The following is a 22,438-nucleotide window of genomic DNA, read 5'->3' on the forward strand; positions in this document are numbered from 1 at the left end:
TTCTCCGGTGGTGCGCCGCCGGCACCCCGGGGTGCCGGCGGCGCGCGGACGCGGCCTACAGCGCGTCGTGGAAGGTGCGGTTGACCACGTCGAGCTGCTGCTCGCGGGTGAGCCGGACGAAGTTGACCGCGTAGCCGCTGACCCGGATGGTCAGCTGCGGGTACTTCTCCGGGTGCGCCATCGCGTCCAGCAGGGTGTCCCGGTTCAGGACGTTGACGTTCATGTGGAAGCCGCCGACCGCCGTGTAGCCGTCCAGCACGCCGGCCAGGTTGGCGATCCGCTCCTGCGGCGTGCGGCCGAGCGCGTCCGGGGCGACGGTGTGGGTGAGCGAGATGCCGTCCTCGGCGTCCGCGTACGGGAGCTTGGCGACCGACAGCGCGCTGGCGACGTAGCCGTGCCGGTCCCGGCCGTTCATCGGGTTGGCGCCGGGGGAGAACGGCTCGCCGGCCCGGCGGCCGTCCGGGGTGTTGCCGGTCTTCTTGCCGTACACCACGTTGGAGGTGATGGTGAGCACCGACTGGGTGTGCTCGGCGCCCCGGTAGGTCGGGTGCTTGCGCACCTTGCGCATGAACTCCTCGACCAGGCGCACCGCGATCGCGTCCGCGCGGTCGTCGTTGTTGCCGTACGCCGGGTACTCGCCCTCGATCCGGTAGTCGACGGCCAGCCCGGTGGCGTCCCGCACCGGGGTCACCTCGGCGTACTTGATCGCCGACAGCGAGTCGGCCGCCACCGCGAGACCGGCGATGCCGCAGGCCATGGTGCGCCGCACGTCCCGGTCGTGCAGCGCCATCTCCAGGCGCTCGTAGGCGTACTTGTCGTGCATGTAGTGGATGACGTTGAGCGCGTGGACGTACGTCCCGGCCAGCCACTCCAGCTGCTCGTCGAAGCGTGCCCACACCTCGTCGTAGCCGAGCACCTCCGAGGTGATCGCGCCGGTGGCGGGGCCGACCTGCTCGCCGGACTTCTCGTCCCGGCCGCCGTTGATCGCGTAGAGCAGCGTCTTGGCGAGGTTGACCCGGGCGCCGAAGAACTGCATCTGCTTGCCGACCGCCATCGCGGAGACGCAGCAGGCGATCGCGGTGTCGTCGCCGAAGCGCGGGCGCATCAGCTCGTCCGACTCGTACTGCACCGAGGAGGTGTCGATCGACACCTGGGCGCAGAACTCCTTGAAGCCCCCGGGTAGTTGCGGCGACCAGAAGACGGTCAGGTTCGGTTCGGGCGCCGGGCCCAGGTTGTAGAGGGTCTGCAGATAGCGGAAGGAGGTCCGGGTGACCAGGGTTCGGCCGTCCGCGCCCATCCCGCCGATCGACTCGGTGACCCAGGTCGGGTCGCCGGAGAACAGCTCGTCGTACTCGGGGGTGCGCAGGAAGCGGACGATCCGCAGCTTGATGACGAAGTCGTCGATCAGCTCCTGGGCCTGTTCCTCGGTCAGCAGCCCGGCGGCGAGGTCGCGCTGCAGGTAGACGTCGAGGAAGGTGGAGGTGCGGCCGAGCGACATGGCCGCGCCGTTCTGCTCCTTCACCGCCGCCAGGTAGGCGAAGTACAGCCACTGCACCGCCTCCCGGCCGGTGCCGGCCGGGCCGGAGAGGTCGTAGCCGTAGGCCGAGGCCATCTCCTTGAGCTCGCCCAGCGCCCGGATCTGCTCGGCGAGTTCCTCGCGCCCGCGGATCACCTCCTCCACCCGGGCCGGGTCGGTGGGGGCGGCGTCCAGCTCCGCCTTCTCGGCGAGCTTCGCCGCGACCAGCCGGTCGACCCCGTAGAGGGCGACCCGGCGGTAGTCGCCGATGATCCGGCCGCGGCCGTAGGCGTCGGGCAGGCCGGTGACGACACCGGCCTTGCGGGCGGCCCGGATCTCCGGGGTGTAGGCGTCGAACACCCCGGCGTTGTGGGTCTTGCGGTACTCGGTGAAGACCTTCTCCAGCCCCGGGTCGACCGGGTAGCCGTAGGTCTTCAGCGCGCCGGCGACCATCCGCCAGCCGCCGTTGGGCATGATCGCGCGCTTGAGCGGGGCGTCGGTCTGCAGCCCGACGATCAGCTCCCGGTCCCGGTCGATCCAGCCGGGCGCGTGCGCGGTGATGGTGGACGGGATGTCGTGGGCGACGTCGTGCACGCCCTTGGCCCGCTCCTCGGGGAAGCGCTCGGTGATCCGGCGCCAGACCGCGAGGGTCCGCTCGGTGGGGCCGGCCAGGAAGGCGGCGTCGCCCTCGTACGGGGTGTAGTTGCGCTGGACGAAGTCGCGCACGTCGATGGTGTCCTGCCAGCGGCCGGGGGTGAAGCCGTCCCAGGCGCCGGCCGGTGCGGTGGCGGTGGGCGTCTGCTGCGAGGTGGTCATCTCGGTTGTCTCCCTTTCCCAGGCCCTCAGGCCTGGTCGCCGTAGTAGGCCTGGCGCATCAGCCGCTGCATGTCGGCGAGCAGCGGCATCCGGGGGTTGGCGGGGGCGCACTGGTCCTCGTAGGCGTTCATCGCCTGCTGCGGCAGCGCCGCCAGGAAGGCCTCCTCGTTGACCCCCGCGTCCTTGAAGCTCCGGGGGATGCCGACCCTGTCGCGCAGCTCCTCGACCGCCGCCGCGAGCGATTCGACGCCCTGCTCCGGGGTCGCGGCCGGCAGGCCGAGCGTCCGGGCGATCGCCTGGTAGCGCTCCGGGGCCGCATAGCTCCGGTACTTGGGCCAGCCGGTGACCTTCGCCGGGGCCGAGCCGTTCCAGCGGATCACGTGCGGCAGCAGCAGCGCGTTGGTCCGCCCGTGGGCGACGTGGAAGGTGGCGCCCAGGGTGTGCGCCATGGCGTGCACGGCGCCCAGGAAGGCCGAGCCGAAGGCCATGCCGGCGATCGTCCCGGCGTTGTGCATCCGCTCCCTGGCCTCCGGGTCCTCCGGACCGGCGGTCACCGCCCGCTCCAGGTTCTCGAAGACCAGCCGGATGCCCTGCAGGGCCAGGCCGTCGGTGAAGTCGTTGGCGTAGACCGAGACATAGGTCTCGATGCAGTGGGTGAGGGCGTCGAAGCCGGTGTCGGCGGTGACATGGGCCGGCAGCCGGGTGGTGAGCGCCGGATCGACGATGGCCACGGTCGGGGTGAGCGCGTAGTCGGCGAGCGGGTACTTCTGGCCGGTGGCCGTGTCGGTGATCACCGCGAACGGGGTGACCTCGCTGCCGGTGCCCGACGTGGTCGGGATGCACACCAGCTTGGCCTTCTCGCCCAGGTCGGGGAAGGTGAAAGCGCGCTTGCGGATGTCGAAGAACTTCTCCTTGAGGTCCGCGAACTCCACCTCGGGGTGCTCGTACATCAGCCACATCACCTTGGCCGCGTCCATCGGCGAGCCGCCGCCCAGCGCGATGACGGTGTCCGGCTCGAACTCCCGCATCAGCTCCGCGCCCCGGCGCACCGTGTCGATGCTCGGGTTGGGCTCGACGTAGTCGACCACCCGCACCTCGACCGGCTCCCGGCGCCGGTCCAGCACGTTCCGGATCCGCTCCAGGTGGCCGATCGCCACCATGGTGTGGTCGGTGACCACGACGATCCGGTGCGCGTTCGGCATGCTCGCCAGGTACTTGACGGAGTTGCGCTCGAAGAAGATCTTCGGCGGGACCTTGAACCACTGCATGTTGGTGTTGCGCCGCCCGATCCGCTTGATGTTCACCAGGTTCAGGGCCGAGACGTTGCCCGCCACCGAGTTGTGCCCGTAGCTGCCGCAACCCAGGGTCAGCGAGGGCGTGAACGCGTTGTAGACGTCGCCGATGCCGCCCTGCGAACCGGGCGCGTTCCAGATGATCCGGCAGGCCTTGACGGCGTGCCCGAACTCCTCGGTGAACGCCGCGTCCTCGGTGTGCACCGCCGCCGAGTGCCCGAGCCCGTCGAACTCCACCATCGCGGCGGCCAGTTCGACGCCCTCCCGGCGGGAGCCCGCGGTCAGCACGGCGAGCACCGGGCAGAGCTTCTCCCGGGTGAGCGGCTCGGCCGGACCGACCCGCTCGCAGTCGGCCAGGAGGACCGAGGTGTCGGCCGGCACCTCGAAGCCGGCCGCCGCCGCGACCTCGGCGGCCGTGCGGCCCACCACCTCGGGGTTCAGCCTGGCGCCCGCGCACGAGGCGCCGTCGCCCACGCCGAACAGGTGCCGCTCCAGCAGCGCCTTCTCCTCGGCGCTCGCGTGGTGCGCCTTCAGCTTGCGGAACTCCGCGAGCGCGGCGTCGCGGATCTCCGCGTCCAGGATCACCGCCTGCTCGGAGGCGCAGATCATGCCGTTGTCGAAGGTCTTCGACAGCACGATGTCGTTCACCGCCCGCCGCAGGTCCGCGCTCCGCTCGACGTACGCCGGCACATTGCCCGCGCCGACGCCCAGGGCGGGCTTGCCGCAGCTGTACGCCGCCCGCACCATCGCGTTGCCGCCGGTGGCGAGGATGGTCGCCACCCCGGGGTGGCGCATCAGCGCGTCGGTGGCCGCCATCGACGGCTCCTCGATCCACTGGACGCAGTGCGCCGGCGCCCCGGCCGCCACCGCCGCGTCGCGCACGATCCGGGCCGCCTCGGCCGAACAGCGCTGCGCCGCCGGGTGGAAGGCGAAGACGATGGGGTTGCGGGTCTTGAGCGCGAGCAGCGCCTTGAAGATCGTGGTGGAGGTGGGGTTGGTGACCGGGGTGATGCCCGCGACCACGCCGACCGGCTCGGCGATCTCCACGATGCCGTCGATCTCGTCCCGGCGCACCACCCCGACGGTCTTCGTCCGGGCCATCACATGGGTGACGTTCTCGCAGGCGAAGACGTTCTTGACGGCCTTGTCCTCGAACAGGCCCCGCCCGGTCTCCTCCACCGCCAGCGCCGCGAGGCCGGTGTGCCGGGCCAGCGCCGCCAGGGACGCCTTCTTGACGATGTGGTCGACCTGCTCCTGGGTGAAGGAACCGTACTCCTCAAGGGCCGTGAGGGCGCGGGCGACCAGGCGGTCGACGGCGGCGGGCGGGGCGGGGGCGACGCTCGTGGGCGACGGCTTCGCTTCGTGCTTCGGGCGGGTCGACATGCGGGACTGCCTTTCGGGTCATCGTCCGACATCGGGCGCCGCGGGCGCCTTCGATTCCAGGGTGCTCGCGCGGGGGTGGGGCGGGCATCCGCCCAACGGGACCTCTCCGGGGTCCGAAGGTCCCTGCCGCGGAAGGCGGTCGGTCCCGCCGGGGCGGCGTCGGTCGTGCGGGTTCAGGCGTGCGGGTTCAGGCGTGCCGGTTCGGTCGTGCGGGTTCAGGCGTGCGGGACGACCGCGACCGGGGCGTGCGCGTGGTGCAGCACCGACTGGGCCACCGGGCCGAGGTGCGGGCCGGTCAGCGGGTGCTCGACCGTGCGCCGGCCGACCACCACCAGGGACGCGTCGTGGGAGGCCTCCACCAGCAGCCGGCTCGGGCTCCAGGGGCACACCTCGGCCGCCACCGGGACCTGCGGGAACTTCTCCCGCCAGCGGGCCAGCGCGTCCCACAGCCGCAGCTGCTCGGCGGCGGCCATCGCCTCGCGGATCTCCGCCTGCTCGACGGGTGCCCGCGTCGCGTAGCCGTCGTGGGAGGTGGTCCGGCTCTCCAGCGCCCGCACGCCGACGCCGTGGTCGGCGGCCTGCTGGAAGGCGAACTCCAGGACGGCGTCGCACGGCTGGTCGCTCTCCACGCCCACCACCACGTCGCCGGGCGTGCGGCCGCCCTGCTCCGCCTCGGCGCGGACCAGGACCACGGGGCACTGCGACCGGGCGGCGGTCCGCAGCCCGACCGAGCCGACCAGCAGCCCGGTGAACCCGCCGAGGCCGCGCGAGCCCAGCACCAGCAGCTCGGCCCGTCCGCTCGCGGCGGCCAGGGTGTACGCCGGGTGGCCGGGCTGGACCTCGCAGGTCACCTCCAGGTCGGGCAGCGCGGCGGCGATCCCGTCGCAGAGGTCGGCCACCCGCCCGGGCAGCGCCGTGCCGCCGCCGAGGTCGCGCTCCAGCGCGTCGGCCTCGGTCCCCGCCACATGGATCATCCGCAGCGCGAGCCCCCGGCGGCGGGCCTCGCGGGCGGCCCAGTCGGCCGCCGCCGCGCTGGGCGCCGAACCGTCGATCCCCACCGTCACGTTGTGCGCCATGCGTGCGACCTCCCCGGTCCCCGGGCGATCCGCGACACCGGTGTGCTGCGGTCCCGTCCGGCTTCCAGCGTCCCGCCCGCCCGGTGCCCGGTCCCAGGGTCCGAGCAGCCCCATCCGGGCGCCGAAGGTCCCTGCTGGGGGCGTCCTTCCGGCCCCGGCCGGCGTCAATGTGGTGCTGGGATTCCTCCTCTTTCGGGCGAACCTGGCGTCAAGTCCGTTTTGTTCGGACGCTGGTGATCAGGATGCCGGGTGGCGCCCGTCTCCGGGTGCCCCCCGACGGAGCGGGACCGGTCCACGCCCGGTTCCGGTCCGGCCCCGCCGGGATTCGCCTCCGTTACGGAGAGGACGGCTCGTATGACCACTGCCAGTGGGGACCCGATCGCGTCGATCACCGACGCGACGCTCATCGACATCGCGACGAACGGCATCTGGGGCCCCGGCCTCACGCCCAGCGAGTCGGTCGCCGATCTGGCCCGGGCGCTGCTGGCCGCCCTGCGGGGCGAGCCCGGTGTCGAACTCCCCGCGGAGCTGGCGGAGTTGGCCGCCGAGGTCCGGCAGGCCAGCGCGGTCGACGTCACCGGCGTCACCGTGCCCGGTGGCGCCGACGACGACGGTGACATCCGGCTGTCCGCGCTCACCATCAAGCTGAACGACGGCAACCCGCACCCCGTCGTGATCGTGCCCGCCGGCTGGAACCCCTACGGGTGGCTGCCGTTCCTCTTCGCCTACCTCACCCTCGCCCGGCGCGGCTACCACGTGCTGGCCTACTCGCCACGCGGCATCGGCATCCCGGGGTGGCTCTCCACCTCCGAGGGCTTCGTCGACGTCGCCGGGGAGAAGGACCGGACCGACGGCTCGGTGGTGATCGACTACGCGGAGGAGTACTTCAGCCCCTCCCGGATCGGCTTCCTCGGCCTCTCCTACGGCTCCGGGATCAGCCAGCTGGTGGCCGCGCACGACCCGCAGGACCGCGTCGCGGTCGTCGTCGCGGGGAGCACCTGGGGCAACCTCGCCACCAGCCTCTACGACAACGGCACCCGGCACCTGGAGGCCGTCCGGCTGCTGATCGACTTCACCGGCGGCCCGATGGAGGAGAAGTTCGACCGGGCGACCCAGGACATCCTCAAGGACTTCCTGGCCGGCCGGAACCTGGACGCCGTGGTCGCCTGGGGCACCGAGCGCTCCCCGCAGACGTACGTGGACCTCACCAACGCCCGCGGCATCCCGACCTTCATCTCCAACACCTGGCACGAGACCCTGTTCCCGGTCAATCCGGTGATCGAGACCTTCCAGCGGCTGACGGTGCCCAAGCGGCTGAACCTGTGGATCGGCGACCACGGTGCCCCCGAGGGCCCCGGCCTGACCGGCCTGCTGAGCGGCCTGCCGTTCCCGGGCATCCGGGTGCCGATGCGGGAGGCCTACGAGTGGCTGGACCACTACCTGCTGGACGCCGCCAACGGCGTGCCGGAGTGGACGGAGGTGAAGGCCCAGTCCATGTTCACCTACCAGACCCTCCCCATCCCCGGCGGCAGCAAGCTGATCACCGTTCCGGCGTGCCGCGAAGCGCTGGCGCGGTGGGACGACTTCACCACCGGAACCGAGGCCTGGTACCTCACCGGCGGCAACGGTTCCGGGGACGGCACGCTGTCCGACAAGCCGGCCGCCGGCTGGTCACGGGACTTCGACGCGGGCCTGCTGACCGAGGCCGTCGCCGTGGACAAGATCATGGAGACCGGGCAGAAGGAGTGGTTCGGCAACCCCAAGCCCTACCACCCGGCGGCGTTCGACCGCTCGCGGCTGCTGCTCTGGTCGACCGACCCGCTCTCCGGCTCGGGCAAAGTAGCCCGCCGGATCCGCGGCGCCGCCACCGTCCGGCTGAGCGTGCGCAGCGAGGTCTCCGCCGCCACCCTGGTCGCATACCTGTTCGACATCGCGCCGGACGGCAGCGCGCGGATCATCACCCACGAGCCGTACACCGCCACCGACCTGACCCCCAACGTCAACGCCACCGTCAGCTGGCGTCTCCAGGCCACGTCCTACGATCTGCCGGCCGGCCACCGGCTCGCCCTGGCCGTCCACGGCCGCGACCCGCTGTACTCCTACGCCAACATGGACCGCCCTGTCGTGACGACCACCACCGTCAGCTCGCAGACCGGACAGGAGGCCGCCCTGGAGCTGCCCCTCGGCTGAGCGCGCCGCTCGCACCGGGCCATAGCCGTTGCTTATGGCTCCATAGGCCATGATCCACTACCGTGATGCTCCGTGGGCGTCCTACGGTGGGGGCTGCTCGTCGGCGACCACGACCTCGCCGGCCGGCAGCCCCCGCCGTCGCACCGGAAAGCAGAACGACCCCGTGACCAGCACCACCGGCCGCGCCCCCACCGCCGGCACACCCACCCGCGCCGAGGCGCAGCGCCGCACCCTCACCGTGCTGGTCACCAGCCAGATCCTCAGCGGCGCCGGCCTGGCCGCCGGCATCACCGTCGGGGCGCTGCTCGCCCAGGACATGCTCGGCTCCACCGACCTCGCCGGGCTGCCCAGCGCGCTGTTCACCGCCGGATCGGCCCTCGCCGCCGTCGCGGTCGGCCGGCTCTCCCAGGCCAGGGGCCGTCGGCCGGGCCTGGCCGCGGGCTATCTGACCGGCGCCGTCGGCAGCGCCGGCGTCATCGCCGCCGCCGCCCTCGACAACCCCGTCCTGCTCTTCCTCGCCCTGTTCGTCTACGGCGCGGGCACGGCCACCAACCTCCAGGCCCGCTACGCCGGCGCCGACCTCGCCGACCCCGCCCGCCGTGCCCGGGCCGTCTCCACCGTCCTGGTGGCCACCACCCTCGGCGGCGTCGTCGGCCCCAACCTCGCCGCCCCCACCGGGACCCTCGCCGAGCACCTCGGCATCCCCGCCCTCGCCGGACCGTTCCTGCTCGCCGGCGCCGCCTACGCCCTGGCCGCCCTGGTGCTCGCCCGCCGGCTGCGCCCCGACCCCCTGCTGCTCGCCCGCGAGCTCCAGCGCGCGGAGCGGGGCGCGGGGGACACCGCGGCCGCCGCGACCGGGCCGGACCAGGTCCGCCGGCCCACGCTGATGCTGGGCGCGCTGACGATGATCCTCACCCAGCTCGTGATGGTCGCGATCATGACGATGACGCCCGTCCACATGCACGACCACGGCCACGGCACCGCCGCCTCCGGCCTGGTCATCGCCGTCCACGTCGGCGCCATGTACCTGCCCTCCCCGCTGACCGGCTGGCTGGTCGACCGGCACGGCCCCACCGCCGTCGCCGCCGCCTCCGGCCTCACCCTCCTCACCGCCGGCCTGGTCGCCGCCGCCGCGCCCGCCGACTCCGTCGTCCTGCTCGCCCTCGCGCTCGCCCTGCTCGGCCTCGGCTGGAACCTGGGCCTGGTCTCCGGCACCGCGATGATCACCGACGCCGCGCCCCTCGCCACCCGCGCCCGGACCCAGGGCACGGTGGACGTCGCGATCGCCATCGCGGGCGCGACCGGCGGCCTGGCCTCCGGCATCGTCGTCTCCGCCGTCGGCTACGCCGCCCTCTCCCTCACCTGCGGCCTCCTCGCCCTCGCCGTCCTCCCGGCCGTCGCCGCCACCGCCAGGAGCCGCTGACCGGCGTCCCGGGAGGCGGCCTCCCCGCTGGCGGCCCCGCACGTTCGGGTCGAGGGTGGGTAGACGCCGGACCGACGGGAGGTGGGTGGCGGTGAGCGGTGACGACGCGGTGCTGGGCGGTGTGCTGGCCCGGTTGCTGACGCGCTCACGGGCGCACGGGCCGGCGGAGCTGCCCGGGCTGGTGGAGGAGGCGGTCCGCGGGCTCGGCGCCGAGGGAGCGCGGATCCTCCTCGCCGACGTCCAGCAGCGGCACCTCGTTCCGCTCCCCGGGGCCGGGGAGGGCGGATCCGAGGGCGATGTCGACATCGAGGGGACGCTGGGCGGCCGCGCCTACCGGCTGCAGCGCACCCAGCTCTCCACCGGATCGCCCGCCGTCGGCTGGTACCCCCTGGTCGACGGGGTCGAGCGGATCGGTGTCCTGCGGATCGAAGGGCAGGCTCGGGACGAGGGCGCGATCGCCCGCTATGAGGCGCTCGCCTCCCTCGTCGCCCTGCTGGCGGTGTCGAAGAGCGCCTACAGCGACATCATCGTCGAGGTCGGGCGCAGGCACCGGATGAGCCTGCAGGCCGAGCTGCTCTGGGCGTTCCTGCCGCCACGCACCATCGGCACCAGGGACGTCACCTCCAGCGCCGTCCTCGAACCGGCCTACGACGTGGGCGGGGACGCCTTCGACCACGCGGTGGCGCGCGGGCACCTGCACCTGTCGGTGTTCGACGCGATGGGCCACGACCTCGCCTCCGGCGGTGCCAGTTCGGTCGCGCTGGCGGCCTGCCGCTCCACCCGGCGGGCCGGCGGCGGTCTGGCCGACATCGTCCGGGCCATCGACCGCACGCTGGCCCGGTGGATCCCCGACCGGCTGCTGACCGCGGTGGTCGCCGACCTCGACACGGCCACCGGCGAGCTGTCCTGGGTCAACCGCGGCCACCCCGCGCCGCTGCTCGTCCGCGACCGCCGCATCGTCCCGGACGCCCTGCTGCGCCGGGCCGAGCTGCCGCTCGGGCTCGGCTTCCACGAGGACGCGCCGCAGGCCGTGCACCACGCCAGGCTCCAGCCCGGCGACCGGGTCCTGGTCCACACCGACGGCGTCACCGAGGCCCGCTCGGCCTCCGGTGAACTCTTCGGCGAACAACGGCTGGCCGACACCCTCGTCCAGCACATGGCCGGCGGAGAACCCGCCCCGGAGGCCCTGCGCCAGCTGATCCACGCCCTGGTCACGCACCAGGACCACGAGTTGCGCGACGACGCCACCATCCTGCTGGCGGAGTGGCACCCGCACCGGCCCGGTCGCTGAGACCGGCCGGGCGGCGCCTCGGCCGTACCGGGCAATTTCGGACGCGTCCTGCGGCCGGTCGCGCGCGGGCGGCCCGGGGATGTGGCAGGCAGGAGGGCGGCGGCCCCGTCCCTGCCCGTGCCCGGCGAGGGCGGAGCGGCCGACCGCGTCCCGCGACCTCCTGCGACCGAACGGAGCCCCGCCCATGCGCCGACGCCGCGGCGTCCTGCTGACCGCCGCCCTCCTGGCCCAGCTCGCCGCCGGGCCGTCCCATGCGGTGTCGTCCGATCCGGTCGACCAGTGCGGGGTGGTGCGCAGCGGTGACACTCCGCTCGGCGGTGCCGAGGTGACGCTCTACCAGGCGGGGGACGGGTCGGGCGCCGCGCCGCGGGTGCTGGCCCGCGCCCGCAGCGGGAAGGACGGGCGGTTCGGCCTCGACTACCGCCGTCCGGACGACCCGCGCGCCGTGCTCTATGTGCTCGCCGACCTGCCGCGCGCCGGGGAGCGGGGGCCGCAGCACGGCCCGGTGGTGCTCGCGGCCGTGCTCAGCGGTGCCGACGCCCCGCCCGAACTCGTCGTCAACGAGCGGACCACCATCGCCGTCGCCTACGCCCTGGCCCGCTTCACCGGCCCGGCCGGCATCTCCGGCACCGACCCCGGACTGCCGAACGCCGCCGCCGTCGCGCACAACCTCGCCGACACCGGCACCGGCGGCATCGCCGCGACGCTCGCCGCCCCGCCCAACGGTGCGCAGACGTCCACCCTGGCCGCGTTCAACACCCTCGCCAACCTGCTCGCCGCCTGCGTCACCGGTGACTCCTGCGACCGGCTGTTCGACCTGGCCCGCCGCCCCGGCCGCGCCCGGCCCCGGGACACCCTGCGGGCCGCCGTGGACATCGCCCACGACCCCGGCCACAACGCCGCCGCCCTCTTCGAGCTCGCCGCCACCACCCCGGGCTACCGCCCCGCGCTGCCCGCCGCCCCGGCCGCCTGGACCGTCGCCCTGCGCTACGCCGGCGATGGCCGGGAACTCGACGGCCCCGGCAACCTCGCCTTCGACCGGGACGGCAACGCCTGGGTCACCAACAACTACCGCTACGGCGCCGACCCGGCCGTCCCGGTCTGCGGCGGCGACACGGTGCTCAAGTTCACCCCCACCGGCCGCGACGCCCCCGGCGCGCCCTTCCGCGGCGGCGGCGTGTACGGCGCCGGCTTCGGCGTCACCGTCGACGCCCGGGGCAGCGCCTGGGTCGGCAACTTCGGCTTCCAGGGCTCCGGCTGCCCGATCGACCCGACGCCGCTGGAGCGCAGCGTCTCGCAGTTCGCCCCGGACGGCACCCCGCTCTCCCCGCCCGACGGCTGGCGCCGGGGCGGCATCGCCCAGCCCCAGGGCATGGCCGCCGACCGGGCCGGCACCGTCTGGGTGGCCAACTGCGGCGGGGACAGCGTGACCAGGATCCCGGACGGCGACGCCACCCGCGCCCGGGAGGTGCCCACCCCCGGCCTGCACAAGCCCTTCGGCGCCGCGGTCGACCCCGCCGGACGGCTCTGGGCCACCGGCAACGGCAGCGACAGCGTCCAGCTGCTGGCCCCCGACGGCACCCCGGAGCGGACCGTCACCGGCGGCGGCCTGCGCCGTCCGCTCGCCGTCGCCACCGACAGCCGGGGCAACGCCTGGGTCAGCAACAGCGGCATCCTGCCGGTGCCGTGCGGGGACGGCACGGCGGCCGAGCTGGCGGACGCCGCCGTCGGCGGCGACAGCGGCCCGCGCCCGGGCGCCTCGGTCACCCTGATCGGGCCCGACGGCACCCCGGCCCCCGAACCCTTCGCCAACGGCGGCCTGTTCCTGCCCTGGGGCATCGCCGTCGACGGGGAGGACACCGTCTGGGTGGCGAACTTCGGCGGCCACCGGGTGGCCCGGCTGTGCGGCACCGACCTCACCGCCTGCCCGCCCGGCTTCCGGACCGGACAGCCGATCTCCCCGCCGGACACCGGCTATCCGAGCGACGGGCTGGAGCGGAACACCGGCCTGCAGATCGACCCCTCGGGCAACGTCTGGCTGGTCAACAACTGGCGCACCGTCCCCGTCCAGACCAACCCGGGCGGCCATGAGCTGGTTGTGCTGGTCGGCGCCGCCGCGCCGGTCCCGGCCCCGAAGCTCGGCGGACCCGGCCGGCCCTGACCGACGGCCCGGCCCGGCGCGGTGCGGGTGCCGGCCGGCGTCGGGCGCAGGGCCGAACGGCCCACGCCCCTCGCCGACCGGGCCCCGGCCGGGGATCCTGCGAGGGGGATCCTGCGAGCGGGAGCGTCCGAGGGGAGGGCGGAACGCGGAGAGCGTGACCCCGCGGGGACCGTGAGCCGAGGAGCCGACCCATGAACCGCACCCCCGACCTCGACGCCGTCCGGCGGGCGGACGCCGCCGAGGTGGCCCGCCGGATCGCCGAGCACCGCGACCAGCTGGGCCTGGACGACCGGGCCCTGGCCCACCAGGCGGCCATGTCGCCCGCCTACTTCCGGCACCTGCTGGAGGCGGGCCCGGCCTTCGATCCGGCCGGGTTCGTCCGGATCGCGGCCGCGCTCCGGATGACCTGGGCGGAGCTCCTGGAGGGCCGCACGGACGCCCCGCCGGGGCAGTCGCAGCCCCCGCCGGGGGCGCCGAGGCCGCTGCTGCTGCACCTCTCCGAACCGGAGTGCTGGCTCCTGCTGGGCACCCACGGGGTCGGCCGGGTGGGCCTGCCCGGCACGCCGGCGCCCACCGTCTACCCGGTGAACTACGCCGTCGACGGCCGGACGGTCGTCTACCACACCTCGCCCCACAGCGCCGCGGCGGCGGCGGACGGTTCGCCCGTCTCCTTCCAGGCCGATCACATCGACGACCGGCTGATCGAGGGCTGGAGCGTGCTGATGCTCGGCGCGGCGCACCACGTCGACGACCCCGAGGAGGAGCGCCGGCTGACCCGGCTGCCCGGCTCGACACCCTGGGCGGGCGGCGACCGCCCGCTCTGGGTGCGCGTCACCCCGGACGAGGTCACCGGCCGCCGCCTCGGGGCCGGCTGAGCGCGTCCGCGCCAGGGCGCGTATCGAGTCGTGATCCTCGGGCGGTCCTGGTGAGGCCTTCGATCCAGGACGCATGGGACACGGCCGGTGCCCGGCTCAGGTTCCGGGGAGGATCCGGCGCGTTTCGTAGGCCCACATCGCGATCTCGACCCGGTTGCGGGCGCCGAGCTTGGCCATCAGGCTGGCCAGATGCGTCTTCACCGTGCTGAGGCTGATGTGCAGCGCATCGGCGATCTCGGTGTTGGTCAGCCCGCGGGCGACGGCGAGGAGCACCTGCTCCTCGCGGGCGGTGACGGGGGAGACCGGCTGGGCCAGGGGCCGTCCGGCGGGCAGGTCGGCGAACGCCTGGAGCAGACGGACGGTGACGCTGGGCGCGATGAGCGCCTCACCGCTGGACGCCGACCGTACGGCCTGGGCCAGCAGGTCCGGTCCCGTGTCCTTGAGGAGGAATCCGCGGGCGCCGGCACGCATCGCGCCGTAGACGTACTCGTCGAGGTCGAACGTGGTGATGACGACCACGGCCAGCGGGTCGGCGACGCCCTGGCCGGCGACCAGCCGGGTGGCCTCGAGTCCGTCGAGCACGGGCATGCGGATGTCGAACAGACAGACGTCGGGGCGCAGTTCGCGGGCCAGCCGGACCGCCTCCCGGCCGTCTGCGGCCTCGCCGACCACCTCGATGCCGGGCTGGGCGTTCAGCATGATCCGCAACCCGGTGCGGATGATCGTCTGGTCGTCAGCGACCAGGACGCGAATGGACACCGCTCTCGTTCCTCGCTCTCGGCAGTTCGGCGTCGACATGCCAGCCCCGGTCGGTACCCGGGCCGGCTCGTAGTGTGCCGCCGAGCAGCGTCGCGCGCTCGCGCAATCCGGTGAGTCCGTATCCGTCGCGCCCCCGGCCGGTGCGCCGGCCGTTGTCCCGCACGCTCACCCGCACCGTGTGCCGTTCCGCGGCGACGTGGACGACGACCTCGGTCGCGTCGACCGCATGGCGCAGCGCGTTGGTCACCGACTCCTGCACGATCCGGTAGACGGCCGCGTCCACGGCCGGGGGCAGCGCGTCCAGCTCGCCGTCGAGCCCCAGGTCGACCCTGAGGCGACCACCCGGGGTGCGCACCAGGCGCTCCAGATCCGCGACACCGGCAGGCGGCGCCAGCTCGGCGCCGATCCCGCGGTCGCGCAGCGCGGCGACCATGGCGCGCATTTCCTCCAGCGTGCGAGCCCCTTCCTCCTCGACCCCCTCCAGCGCCCCGACGGCGGCGGACGGGTCGGTGCCCGCGAGCACCCGGCCCGCCTGAGCGATGATCACCATGGCCGACACGTGGTGGGCCACCGTGTCGTGCAGTTCCCGGGCGAGCCGCTCGCGCTCGCGGGAGCGCACCTGCTCCAACTGCCGCTCGCGAGCGGTCACCCGGAAGCGCACGGCAGCCCCGACCACGCCGGGCAGCAGCAGGAAGACGAAGCCCACGACCTGTTCGACGACCGGGGTCCCGTCCGTGGCGACACACAGCGCGCCGACCGCGAGGATCACCGCGCCGCCCAGCACGATCTCCCGTCCCGATCCCCACCGGGGCAGCGCGTACACCAGCACGAGCACGACCGCGCCGGTGTACAGGCCGACGGGCTCGCGCGGTCCGGCGACGAGCGAGGCCACCGGAAGCAGGCTCACCGAGCCGAACGCCAGCGTCACCGTCGCCAGCGGGCGGGTCCGGCGCCACAGGGGCAGCAGGCACAGCCATACGGCGGACACCACCGCCACCGGCCGCCACACGACGTCCTCGCGCAGGGCGGCCTCCAGCGCCACACCGGCGAGGCCCGCGGCGAGCAGCGCCCAGTCCCGCCGCACCCGGGCGGGCGCGGCGGGCGGCCGGGGTTCGTTCCACAGGGTTCGCAGGTCGTCTCGCAGCACGTACTCAGCCTAGGGACAGCGGCGTGCCGCGCATCGGCCGAAAGGACGGGTCGTCACTCCTCCCCGGGGCCGACGGATCCGCGGCCCGCGGGCCGATGCCGCGGAGCGCCGTGGCGACGAGCCTCGGCATCGGCGGCCGTACAAGGACGGCCGACGAGGTGGTTGGAGGACCCGATGCTCTCGAAAGCCCTGTTGCGCCTGGGCGCAAGCGCCGCCCGCCATCCCTGGCGGGTGATCGCGGCATGGCTGATCGCCGGCACGCTCGCCGTCCTCGCCGCCGTCGCCGTCGGCGGGCGGACCGCGGACTCGATGACCGCTCCGGGACTGGACTCCCGACGGGCCGCGGAACTGATCGAGCGGGCAGGCACCGGCCAGGAGGGGATGACCGCCCAGGTGGTCGTCACCCCCCTCGGCGACGGAACGACGTTCTTCGCCGACGACAGCGCGCGGACCGCTCTCACGCGGCTGCGGGCCGAGGTGGAGCGGCTGCCGCACGTGCTCGGCACGAGCGACCCGGCGGGGGCCCTCGACACGGGCGGGGACACCGCCGTGCGCGGCGGCCTCGTCTCGGCCGACGGGCGGATCGCGGTCGTCCGGGTGCAGTATCCCGACCAGAGCCGGCTGTCGGCCGAGGACCTCGACGCCCTCGTCGAGCTCGGTGACCGGCTGCGCGCCGAACTGCCCCTGCGCATCGAGATGGGCGGGAACCTCTTCTACGCGTTCTCCGACCCCGACGGCGGCGTCAGCGAGCTGATCGGCCTTCTCGCCGCGGCCGCGATCCTGTTCCTGGCCTTCGGTTCGCTCGTCGCCGCCGCGCTGCCGATCGGCATGGCGGTCTTCGGGCTGACCGTCGGGGTCGCCACGATGACGGTACTGGCGGGGGTGACGGACGTCCCCACCTTCGCACCGGTCCTGGGCAGCATGGTCGGGCTCGGAGTGGGCATCGACTACGCGCTGTTCGTGCTCGCCAGGCACCGGGAGTACCTCGCGCGCGGGCTCGATCCGCGCGAGGCGGCCGGACGGGCGGTGGCCACGGCGGGGCGGCCCGTGGTCTTCGCCGGCGGCACCGTCGTCGTGTCGATCCTCGGCATGGCGGTCGCGAACGTGCCGTTCATGACGGTGGGCGGCCTTGCCGTCTCGATCGTCGTCCTGACCATGGTGCTGGCGTCGGTGACGCTGCTGCCGGCCTTCCTGGGCGCGGCCGGCCCGCGTCTGGGCCGGGCCGGTCGGATCGCCCGGGCCCTGCGGGCGGGGCGGCCGGGCCGATTCGGCCGCGGGCGGGACACCGGGGCGGGCGCCGTCCCCGCCGCCGGGTGGCGGCGCTGGATCGGGCACGTCAGCCGGCACCCGGTGCCGTACGCGGTCGGCGCGGCGGGGCTGCTGCTGACGGCGACGCTGCCCGTGCTCGGCCTGCGCGTCGGCCTGCCCGACGACGGGTCGCTGCCTCAGAGCCGTACCGAGCGCCGCGCGTACGACCTCGTCGCCGAGGGGTTCGGCCCGGGCACCAACGGTCCCCTCGTCATCGCGGCGGACCCCGCGGGTGATCCGGGAGTGCTGGACCGTCTCGTCGCCACGGTCGCGGCGGACCCGGGCATCGCATCCGTCGCGCCGCCGCACATCGATCGGGCCACCGGCATCGCGACCCTCGTGGTGTTCCCGGCCACCAGCCCGCAGGAGAAGGCCACGGCCGAGACCATCGCCCGGCTGCGCACCGAGGTACTGCCCACGGCGATCGGGCACGGCACGGCCAGGGCCCACGTCGGCGGCGCCGCCGCGAGCCTGTCCGATGTGGGCCGACGCACCAGCCAACGCCTGCCGGTGTTCGTCGCCGCCGTGCTGGCGCTGTCGTTCCTGCTGCTGATGCTGGTCTTCCGCTCGGTACTCGTACCGCTCAAGGCGGTACTGCTGAACCTGCTGAGCATCGGCGCGGCCTACGGCCTCATGGTCGTGGTCTTCCAGTGGGGCTGGGGAGGCGCACTCATCGGGCTGGAAGCGACGGTTCCGATCGTGTCGTTCATCCCGATGTTCCTCTTCGCCATCCTGTTCGGCCTGTCGATGGACTACGAGGTGTTCCTCCTCTCCCGCGTACGCGAGGAGTACCTGCGCACCGGCGACAACGGCACGGCGATCGTCGAGGGTGTCTCGGGCACCGCCCGGATCATCACCTCGGCCGCCCTCATCATGGTGGCGGTCTTCCTGTCCTTCGCCGTCGCCGACGACCCCTCCACCAAGATGTTCGGGCTCGGCCTGGCCACCGCGATCTTCATCGACGCCACGGTCGTCCGCATGGTGCTGGTACCGGCGACCATGACACTCCTCGGCCGGGCCAACTGGTGGCTGCCGAGGTGGCTGGACCGGACACTTCCCCGAGGCCCGGTCGGCATCGACGCCGCCGACGGCACCGACGTGGAATCCACGGGCGAGGCCCCTCGTCCACGGCTGGTCGACCGTTGACCCGGCTCCCGCCCGCCCTTGGCGTCCGGCACCTCGGCGCGTCACCTACGGCGCGGGGGAGCTGCCCGGAGTCTCGTCGCATCGGGTGGCGATGCCTCGCCGTGCCTCGAACTTGCTGATCACCCAGAGCTTGTTGATCACCCATGGGCGAGGGCACCGGGGCCCGGCGTCCGGCTTCCGCACGGCTACTGCTCCGCGGCCCAGGGGTCGGACAGCCAGAGGATCCGGAAGACCTGCTCCGGAGGGTAGGTGGTGAAGCCCCCGCCGTCCTGCTTGAGGTCCACCCAGCCCTGCTCGTTGAGGCGGGCCTTGCCCTGGTCGGCGGCGTGCCCGCCCTCGCTGACGGAGGTGAACAGGATCCTGGCCTCGACCCACGGTGTCTGTGTCATGTCTCGACTGTTCCCGCCGCCGGAGCGCCCCGCCACCCGGTGTGGGCCGGGTGGCGGGGCGAGGCGCGTCCGGGCCGGGGGTCAGACGCCGAGGGCCTGGAGGATCGGGCGGCCCAGGGTGCCGAGCCAGCCGGCCAGCGCCGAGAGCGGTCCGATCAGGCCGGTGCCGGCGGCCACCAGCGCGCCGGCCGAGCTGAGCATCCGGGTGACCCGGGTGAGCCGGCCCGCCACCGCCTCGCGGTCCGGCTCCGGCCGGGTGACCTCGGTGTCCAGCGCGTCGAGCTCGGAGTGGACCTCGGGGGCCACCGCCGGGGGCAGCGGGGCCCGGTCCACGGCCGTGCGGAGTTCGCCGACCAGCTCCCGCACGTCCCGTCCGTCCGCCGTGAGCCGGCCGCGCTGGCCTCCGTGGACGGTCTGGTCGCCGGCGACGTTGTTGACGACGCCGCCCTGCTGGCTGCCGATGTTGAAGACCATGACGCTCCCTTCGCCAGGGGCCCGGGCCGCCTCAGCCGGACGGCGACGGGCGCGGGTTGAGCCGGCGCTCCTCGTCCCGCTCGTACCGGCGCTGCCGGACCACGGTCCTGATCAGCACCGCGCCGCCGCCGACCAGCAGCACCGCCCCGGTCAGCCCGACCGCGATGCTGGCGGTGTGCGCGATGGACTGGATCCGCTCGCTGAGCGCGTCCGGGTACGAGCCCTCCCAGCCGAGGAAGGCGCTGCCGAGCAGGGCGAGCGCGAGGCCCCAGAGCAGCACGTGCCGGGACGTCGTCTTGAGGACGGCGAGCTTGCGGAAGAAGGTCTCGCGACGGGCCACTTCCAGGTGGTCGTCCCGGTAGATGTAGTTGACCTGGTCCCGGCCGATGTTGCTGAGGTTCTCCGCGATCTGGTCGTCGATCTCGAAGTGGGACGCCGCGTTGTACTGGTGGCCGCCGACGTTGTTGAGGTTGCCCTCGGCCACCTGCCGGTCGACGTCGAACCGGGGTTCCGCCCCGTACCGCGGCGCGCCGGGCGTCGCGCTCGGCGGGGAGGGCGGCGGGGAGGGCGGTGGCGAGGACGGCCCGGCGTTCGGCGGCGCGTTCGGCGATGGGACGTCCAGCAGGGGCAGCGCCGCGGCGGGCGCCGCCGCGCGGTGCGGCGGAGGCGGGGCGGGCGGCTTCGGCGGGGCGGCGGGCCCGGGCCAGGCCGGTGCGGGCGGCTGGTCGCCGGCGGTCCCGTACGGGGTCTTCTCCCGTGCGGCGCTCTCGTCCAGTGCCAGCGCGGGCACCGGCGTAGGGGCGCCCGCGCCGACGTGCCGGGGCTCCGGGGGCCGCTCCTTCGTGATCAGTGTGGCGGGCTCCGGCTCCGGTTCCGACTCCCGGGTGCCGCTGTCCGGGCCGGCCACCGCGGTCACCGCGTCCGCCGGCTCCTCGTAGTGCGCCTCCAGCGGGCCGAAGCGGAGGACGTCCCCACCGCGGAGGATCTCCTGGCCCAGCACCCGGTGCCCGTTCAGCCGGGTGCCGTTGGTGGAGCTCAGGTCCTCGACGGTGGCGTGCCCGCCGGCCCACCACACCACGGCGTGCCGACGGCTGAGCAGCGGGTGCACCAGTTGCAGCCCGCAGGTGGCGTCCCGGCCGACGAGTAACGGCTCGTGGTCGAGTACGTACGCCTGGCCGCGGACTCGGTCCGGGCCGTCGACGATCAGCCGAGGTAAGGCCTGATCCTGTGAGGGCGGGCTCATGGCGCGACCTCCTACCGGGGTGCGACCGGTGGAACCGGTGGGCCGCCGGGGGCGGTGAAACGCTTCGCCGCCCGCCGGCTCGAATGCGTTCACTTCCAGTAAAGGCCACTTCGGGCCCGGAGCACAGCCCCGTCCGGCCCTTTCCGGCCGTCCGGTGGCCGGAACCCGGGCCGTTCCCGGCCCCTGTCGGCGGCTGACGGCCCGGAGGGCGGGTCCGGGCCGCGCGGAGCACCGACACAGCGGTACGATGCCCGTACTGAGCGTGACGAACCGGGAGGTCTCCCATGAGCGTGACGAACCGGTACCGGGACGCCTGGGAGGGCTTCTGGCGGGACGCGCCCGAGGGCGAGGGGGCGGTGATCTGGGACGCGGAGCCCGCCCTGACCGCCGAGCGACACCTCGCGCTGTTCGCCCCCCACCTGGCCGACCCGGAGCTGCCGGTCGTCGACCTCGGCTGCGGCAACGGCACCCAGACCCGCTTCCTCGCCGAGCGCTTCGCCCGCGTCCTCGGCGCCGACCTGTCCGCGGCCGCCGTCGGGCTCGCCCGGCGCTCGGACCCGGCGGAGCGGGCCGGGTACCTCCAGCTGGACGCCACCGATCCGGCGGCCGTCCGGGCGCTGCACGACCGCCTCGGCGACGCCAACGTCTACCTGCGCGGGGTGATCCACCAGAGCGAGCCGGCCGACCGCCGCAAGGTCGCCGAGGCCGTCGCCACCCTGCTCGGCGACCGCGGCCGGGCCTTCCTGGTCGAGCTCTCCGAGGCGGCCAAGGGCGTCCTGGGCGCGCTCGCCCGCGACCCGGCCGGCCCGCCCGCGAAGCTGCGCCCGGTGTTCGCGCACGGCCTGGCCCCCGCCGAGGTCGCCGACGCGGCCTTCGGCGCCCTGCTCCGGGCGTCCGGTCTCACCGTCCTCGACTCCGGTGAACTGCCGCTGGCCACCACGGAGTTCACTCCCGGGGGCGAGCGGATCGAGCTGCCGGCGCACTGGGTGGCCGTGGCCCCGGACGGCGCCCGGCCGGCCTGAGCCGCCCCGCGCCGGGCGGCTCGTCGGCGGCGTCCGGTGAACCGGGAGGGGGCATCCGCGCGTCGTTCCCGATGTGACTGTTCTGCTGCCCGCCCCACCGTTCCGTGTCCCCGCGCCGCCCGCCGGCGCCGCGATACCCGGCGCCCTCGCCCGGAGGAGCGGGTGAGGGCCCCGCGCCTCGGCGTCCTCGGTGACCGTCCCGGGTACGCGGCGGTCGCGCTGGCGGTGGTGGCCGCCGTGACGGCGGGCCTGCTGTGGTGGAAGCCGTGGGCCGCCGGGTCGCCGGGATCGAAGCCGCTGGCGTTCACGACGGCGGCCGGCGGCTCCGAGCGGTTCGGCACCGGGGAGAAGCTGTACCGGTACAAGGTGCGGGCGGAGGACGGGCTGAAGATCGGCCCGGACCAGTTCGCCGCCGAGGTGGACAAGGTCCTCGGGGACGTCCGGCGCGGCTGGGCGGCGGGCGGCGCCTGGTCGTTCCAGCGGGTGGCCGCCGACCCGGTGGACTTCACCGTCTACCTCGCCACCCCGGCGTCCACCGACCGGATCTGCGGCCAGTACGGGCTGGACACCGGCGGCTGGGTGAACTGCGCGGCCAACCGCCAGGTGGTCATCAACCTCAAGCGCTGGACCGAGCTGTCGGAGTTCTACGTCGGACAGCCCGAGGAGTACCACGCCCTCGCCGTCAACCACGAGGTCGGGCACATCCTCGGGCAGTGGCACGTCGACTGCCCCGCTCCGGGGGCGCCCGCGCCGGTGATGATGCAGCAGATCAAGGGCCTGCACGGCTGCGTGCCGAACGGCCGCCCGTACGGCGAGGACGGCACCCTGCTCACCGGCCCGCCGGTCGCGGCGGCCACACCCCTGCCGTGACCCCCGCCGGACGGTCCGCCGGGCCGATGCCCCGCCCGGCGGACCTTCCCGCACACC

At 74.4% G+C, this 22,438-nt stretch carries 16 protein-coding genes; 8 read left to right on the forward strand and 8 right to left on the reverse strand.

Annotated elements, in window-relative coordinates:
- Positions 1-55 precede the first annotated feature (55 nt).
- The 3 genes from pflB to ABTX81_RS06885 form a co-directional block, all read right to left on the reverse strand.
- Positions 56-2,332 carry a formate C-acetyltransferase gene (gene pflB / locus ABTX81_RS06875; RefSeq protein ID WP_350542109.1) on the reverse strand — a complete coding sequence of 759 codons (2,277 nt, stop codon included), beginning with the start codon at positions 2,330-2,332 and terminating at the stop codon, positions 56-58.
- Positions 2,333-2,358: 26 nt separating this feature from the next.
- Entirely contained in the window at positions 2,359-5,007 is a 2,649-nt protein-coding gene (gene adhE, locus ABTX81_RS06880; RefSeq protein WP_350542111.1) for a bifunctional acetaldehyde-CoA/alcohol dehydrogenase, read from the reverse strand.
- Between the two features lie 215 nt (positions 5,008-5,222).
- Positions 5,223-6,083 carry a universal stress protein gene (locus tag ABTX81_RS06885; protein ID WP_350542113.1) on the reverse strand — a complete coding sequence of 287 codons (861 nt, stop codon included), beginning with the start codon at positions 6,081-6,083 and terminating at the stop codon, positions 5,223-5,225.
- 354 nt (positions 6,084-6,437) lie between these two features.
- Between ABTX81_RS06885 and ABTX81_RS06890 the strand changes: the two genes are divergently transcribed.
- From ABTX81_RS06890 to ABTX81_RS06910, 5 genes are all read left to right on the forward strand, one after another.
- Positions 6,438-8,273, forward strand: coding sequence for a CocE/NonD family hydrolase (locus ABTX81_RS06890; RefSeq protein ID WP_350542115.1), 1,836 nt, complete (start codon positions 6,438-6,440; stop codon positions 8,271-8,273).
- A gap of 163 nt (positions 8,274-8,436) precedes the next feature.
- A complete protein-coding gene (locus tag ABTX81_RS06895) occupies positions 8,437-9,696 on the forward strand; it encodes an MFS transporter (protein ID WP_350542117.1) in 1,260 nt (419 codons plus the stop codon).
- A 91-nt stretch (positions 9,697-9,787) separates the two neighbouring features.
- The gene (locus tag ABTX81_RS06900) at positions 9,788-10,987 is read left to right on the forward strand and encodes a PP2C family protein-serine/threonine phosphatase (RefSeq protein WP_350542119.1); all 1,200 of its coding nucleotides are present in this window, start codon (positions 9,788-9,790) and stop codon (positions 10,985-10,987) included.
- A 184-nt stretch (positions 10,988-11,171) separates the two neighbouring features.
- On the forward strand, positions 11,172-13,148 hold the full coding sequence (locus tag ABTX81_RS06905; RefSeq protein ID WP_350542121.1) for an NHL repeat-containing protein: 1,977 nt from the start codon (positions 11,172-11,174) through the stop codon (positions 13,146-13,148).
- Positions 13,149-13,339: 191 nt separating this feature from the next.
- Positions 13,340-14,023: a pyridoxamine 5'-phosphate oxidase family protein gene (locus ABTX81_RS06910; RefSeq protein ID WP_350542123.1), complete on the forward strand. Its 684-nt coding sequence runs from the start codon at positions 13,340-13,342 to the stop codon at positions 14,021-14,023.
- A 96-nt stretch (positions 14,024-14,119) separates the two neighbouring features.
- Here ABTX81_RS06910 and ABTX81_RS06915 read toward each other — a convergent pair whose 3' ends face one another.
- Entirely contained in the window at positions 14,120-14,782 is a 663-nt protein-coding gene (locus tag ABTX81_RS06915; RefSeq protein ID WP_350542125.1) for a response regulator, read from the reverse strand.
- Positions 14,757-15,929, reverse strand: coding sequence for a sensor histidine kinase (locus tag ABTX81_RS06920; RefSeq protein WP_350542127.1), 1,173 nt, complete (start codon positions 15,927-15,929; stop codon positions 14,757-14,759). The genes ABTX81_RS06915 and ABTX81_RS06920 overlap by 26 nt, the downstream gene beginning before the upstream one ends.
- A gap of 174 nt (positions 15,930-16,103) precedes the next feature.
- Here ABTX81_RS06920 and ABTX81_RS06925 point away from each other — a divergent pair, with 174 nt between their 5' ends.
- Complete coding sequence (locus tag ABTX81_RS06925) at positions 16,104-18,383, forward strand: MMPL family transporter (RefSeq protein WP_350542128.1); 2,280 nt, start codon at positions 16,104-16,106, stop codon at positions 18,381-18,383.
- Positions 18,384-18,568: 185 nt separating this feature from the next.
- Here the strand turns inward: ABTX81_RS06925 and ABTX81_RS06930 are convergent, their stop codons facing one another.
- From ABTX81_RS06930 to ABTX81_RS06940, 3 genes are all read right to left on the reverse strand, one after another.
- The gene (locus ABTX81_RS06930; RefSeq protein ID WP_350542130.1) at positions 18,569-18,772 is read right to left on the reverse strand and encodes a hypothetical protein; all 204 of its coding nucleotides are present in this window, start codon (positions 18,770-18,772) and stop codon (positions 18,569-18,571) included.
- Positions 18,773-18,853: 81 nt separating this feature from the next.
- Positions 18,854-19,246: a hypothetical protein gene (locus ABTX81_RS06935; RefSeq protein WP_350542132.1), complete on the reverse strand. Its 393-nt coding sequence runs from the start codon at positions 19,244-19,246 to the stop codon at positions 18,854-18,856.
- Between the two features lie 31 nt (positions 19,247-19,277).
- Positions 19,278-20,489 (reverse strand): FHA domain-containing protein, encoded by a 1,212-nt coding sequence (locus ABTX81_RS06940; RefSeq protein ID WP_350542134.1) that lies wholly within the window; start codon positions 20,487-20,489, stop codon positions 19,278-19,280.
- Between the two features lie 284 nt (positions 20,490-20,773).
- Here ABTX81_RS06940 and ABTX81_RS06945 point away from each other — a divergent pair, with 284 nt between their 5' ends.
- Positions 20,774-21,511 (forward strand): class I SAM-dependent methyltransferase, encoded by a 738-nt coding sequence (locus ABTX81_RS06945; RefSeq protein ID WP_350542136.1) that lies wholly within the window; start codon positions 20,774-20,776, stop codon positions 21,509-21,511.
- A gap of 162 nt (positions 21,512-21,673) precedes the next feature.
- On the forward strand, positions 21,674-22,381 hold the full coding sequence (locus tag ABTX81_RS06950; protein WP_350542138.1) for a DUF3152 domain-containing protein: 708 nt from the start codon (positions 21,674-21,676) through the stop codon (positions 22,379-22,381).
- Positions 22,382-22,438 lie beyond the last annotated feature (57 nt).

The organism is Kitasatospora sp. NPDC097605 (assembly GCF_040302725.1).
GTDB lineage: Bacteria > Actinomycetota > Actinomycetes > Streptomycetales > Streptomycetaceae > Kitasatospora.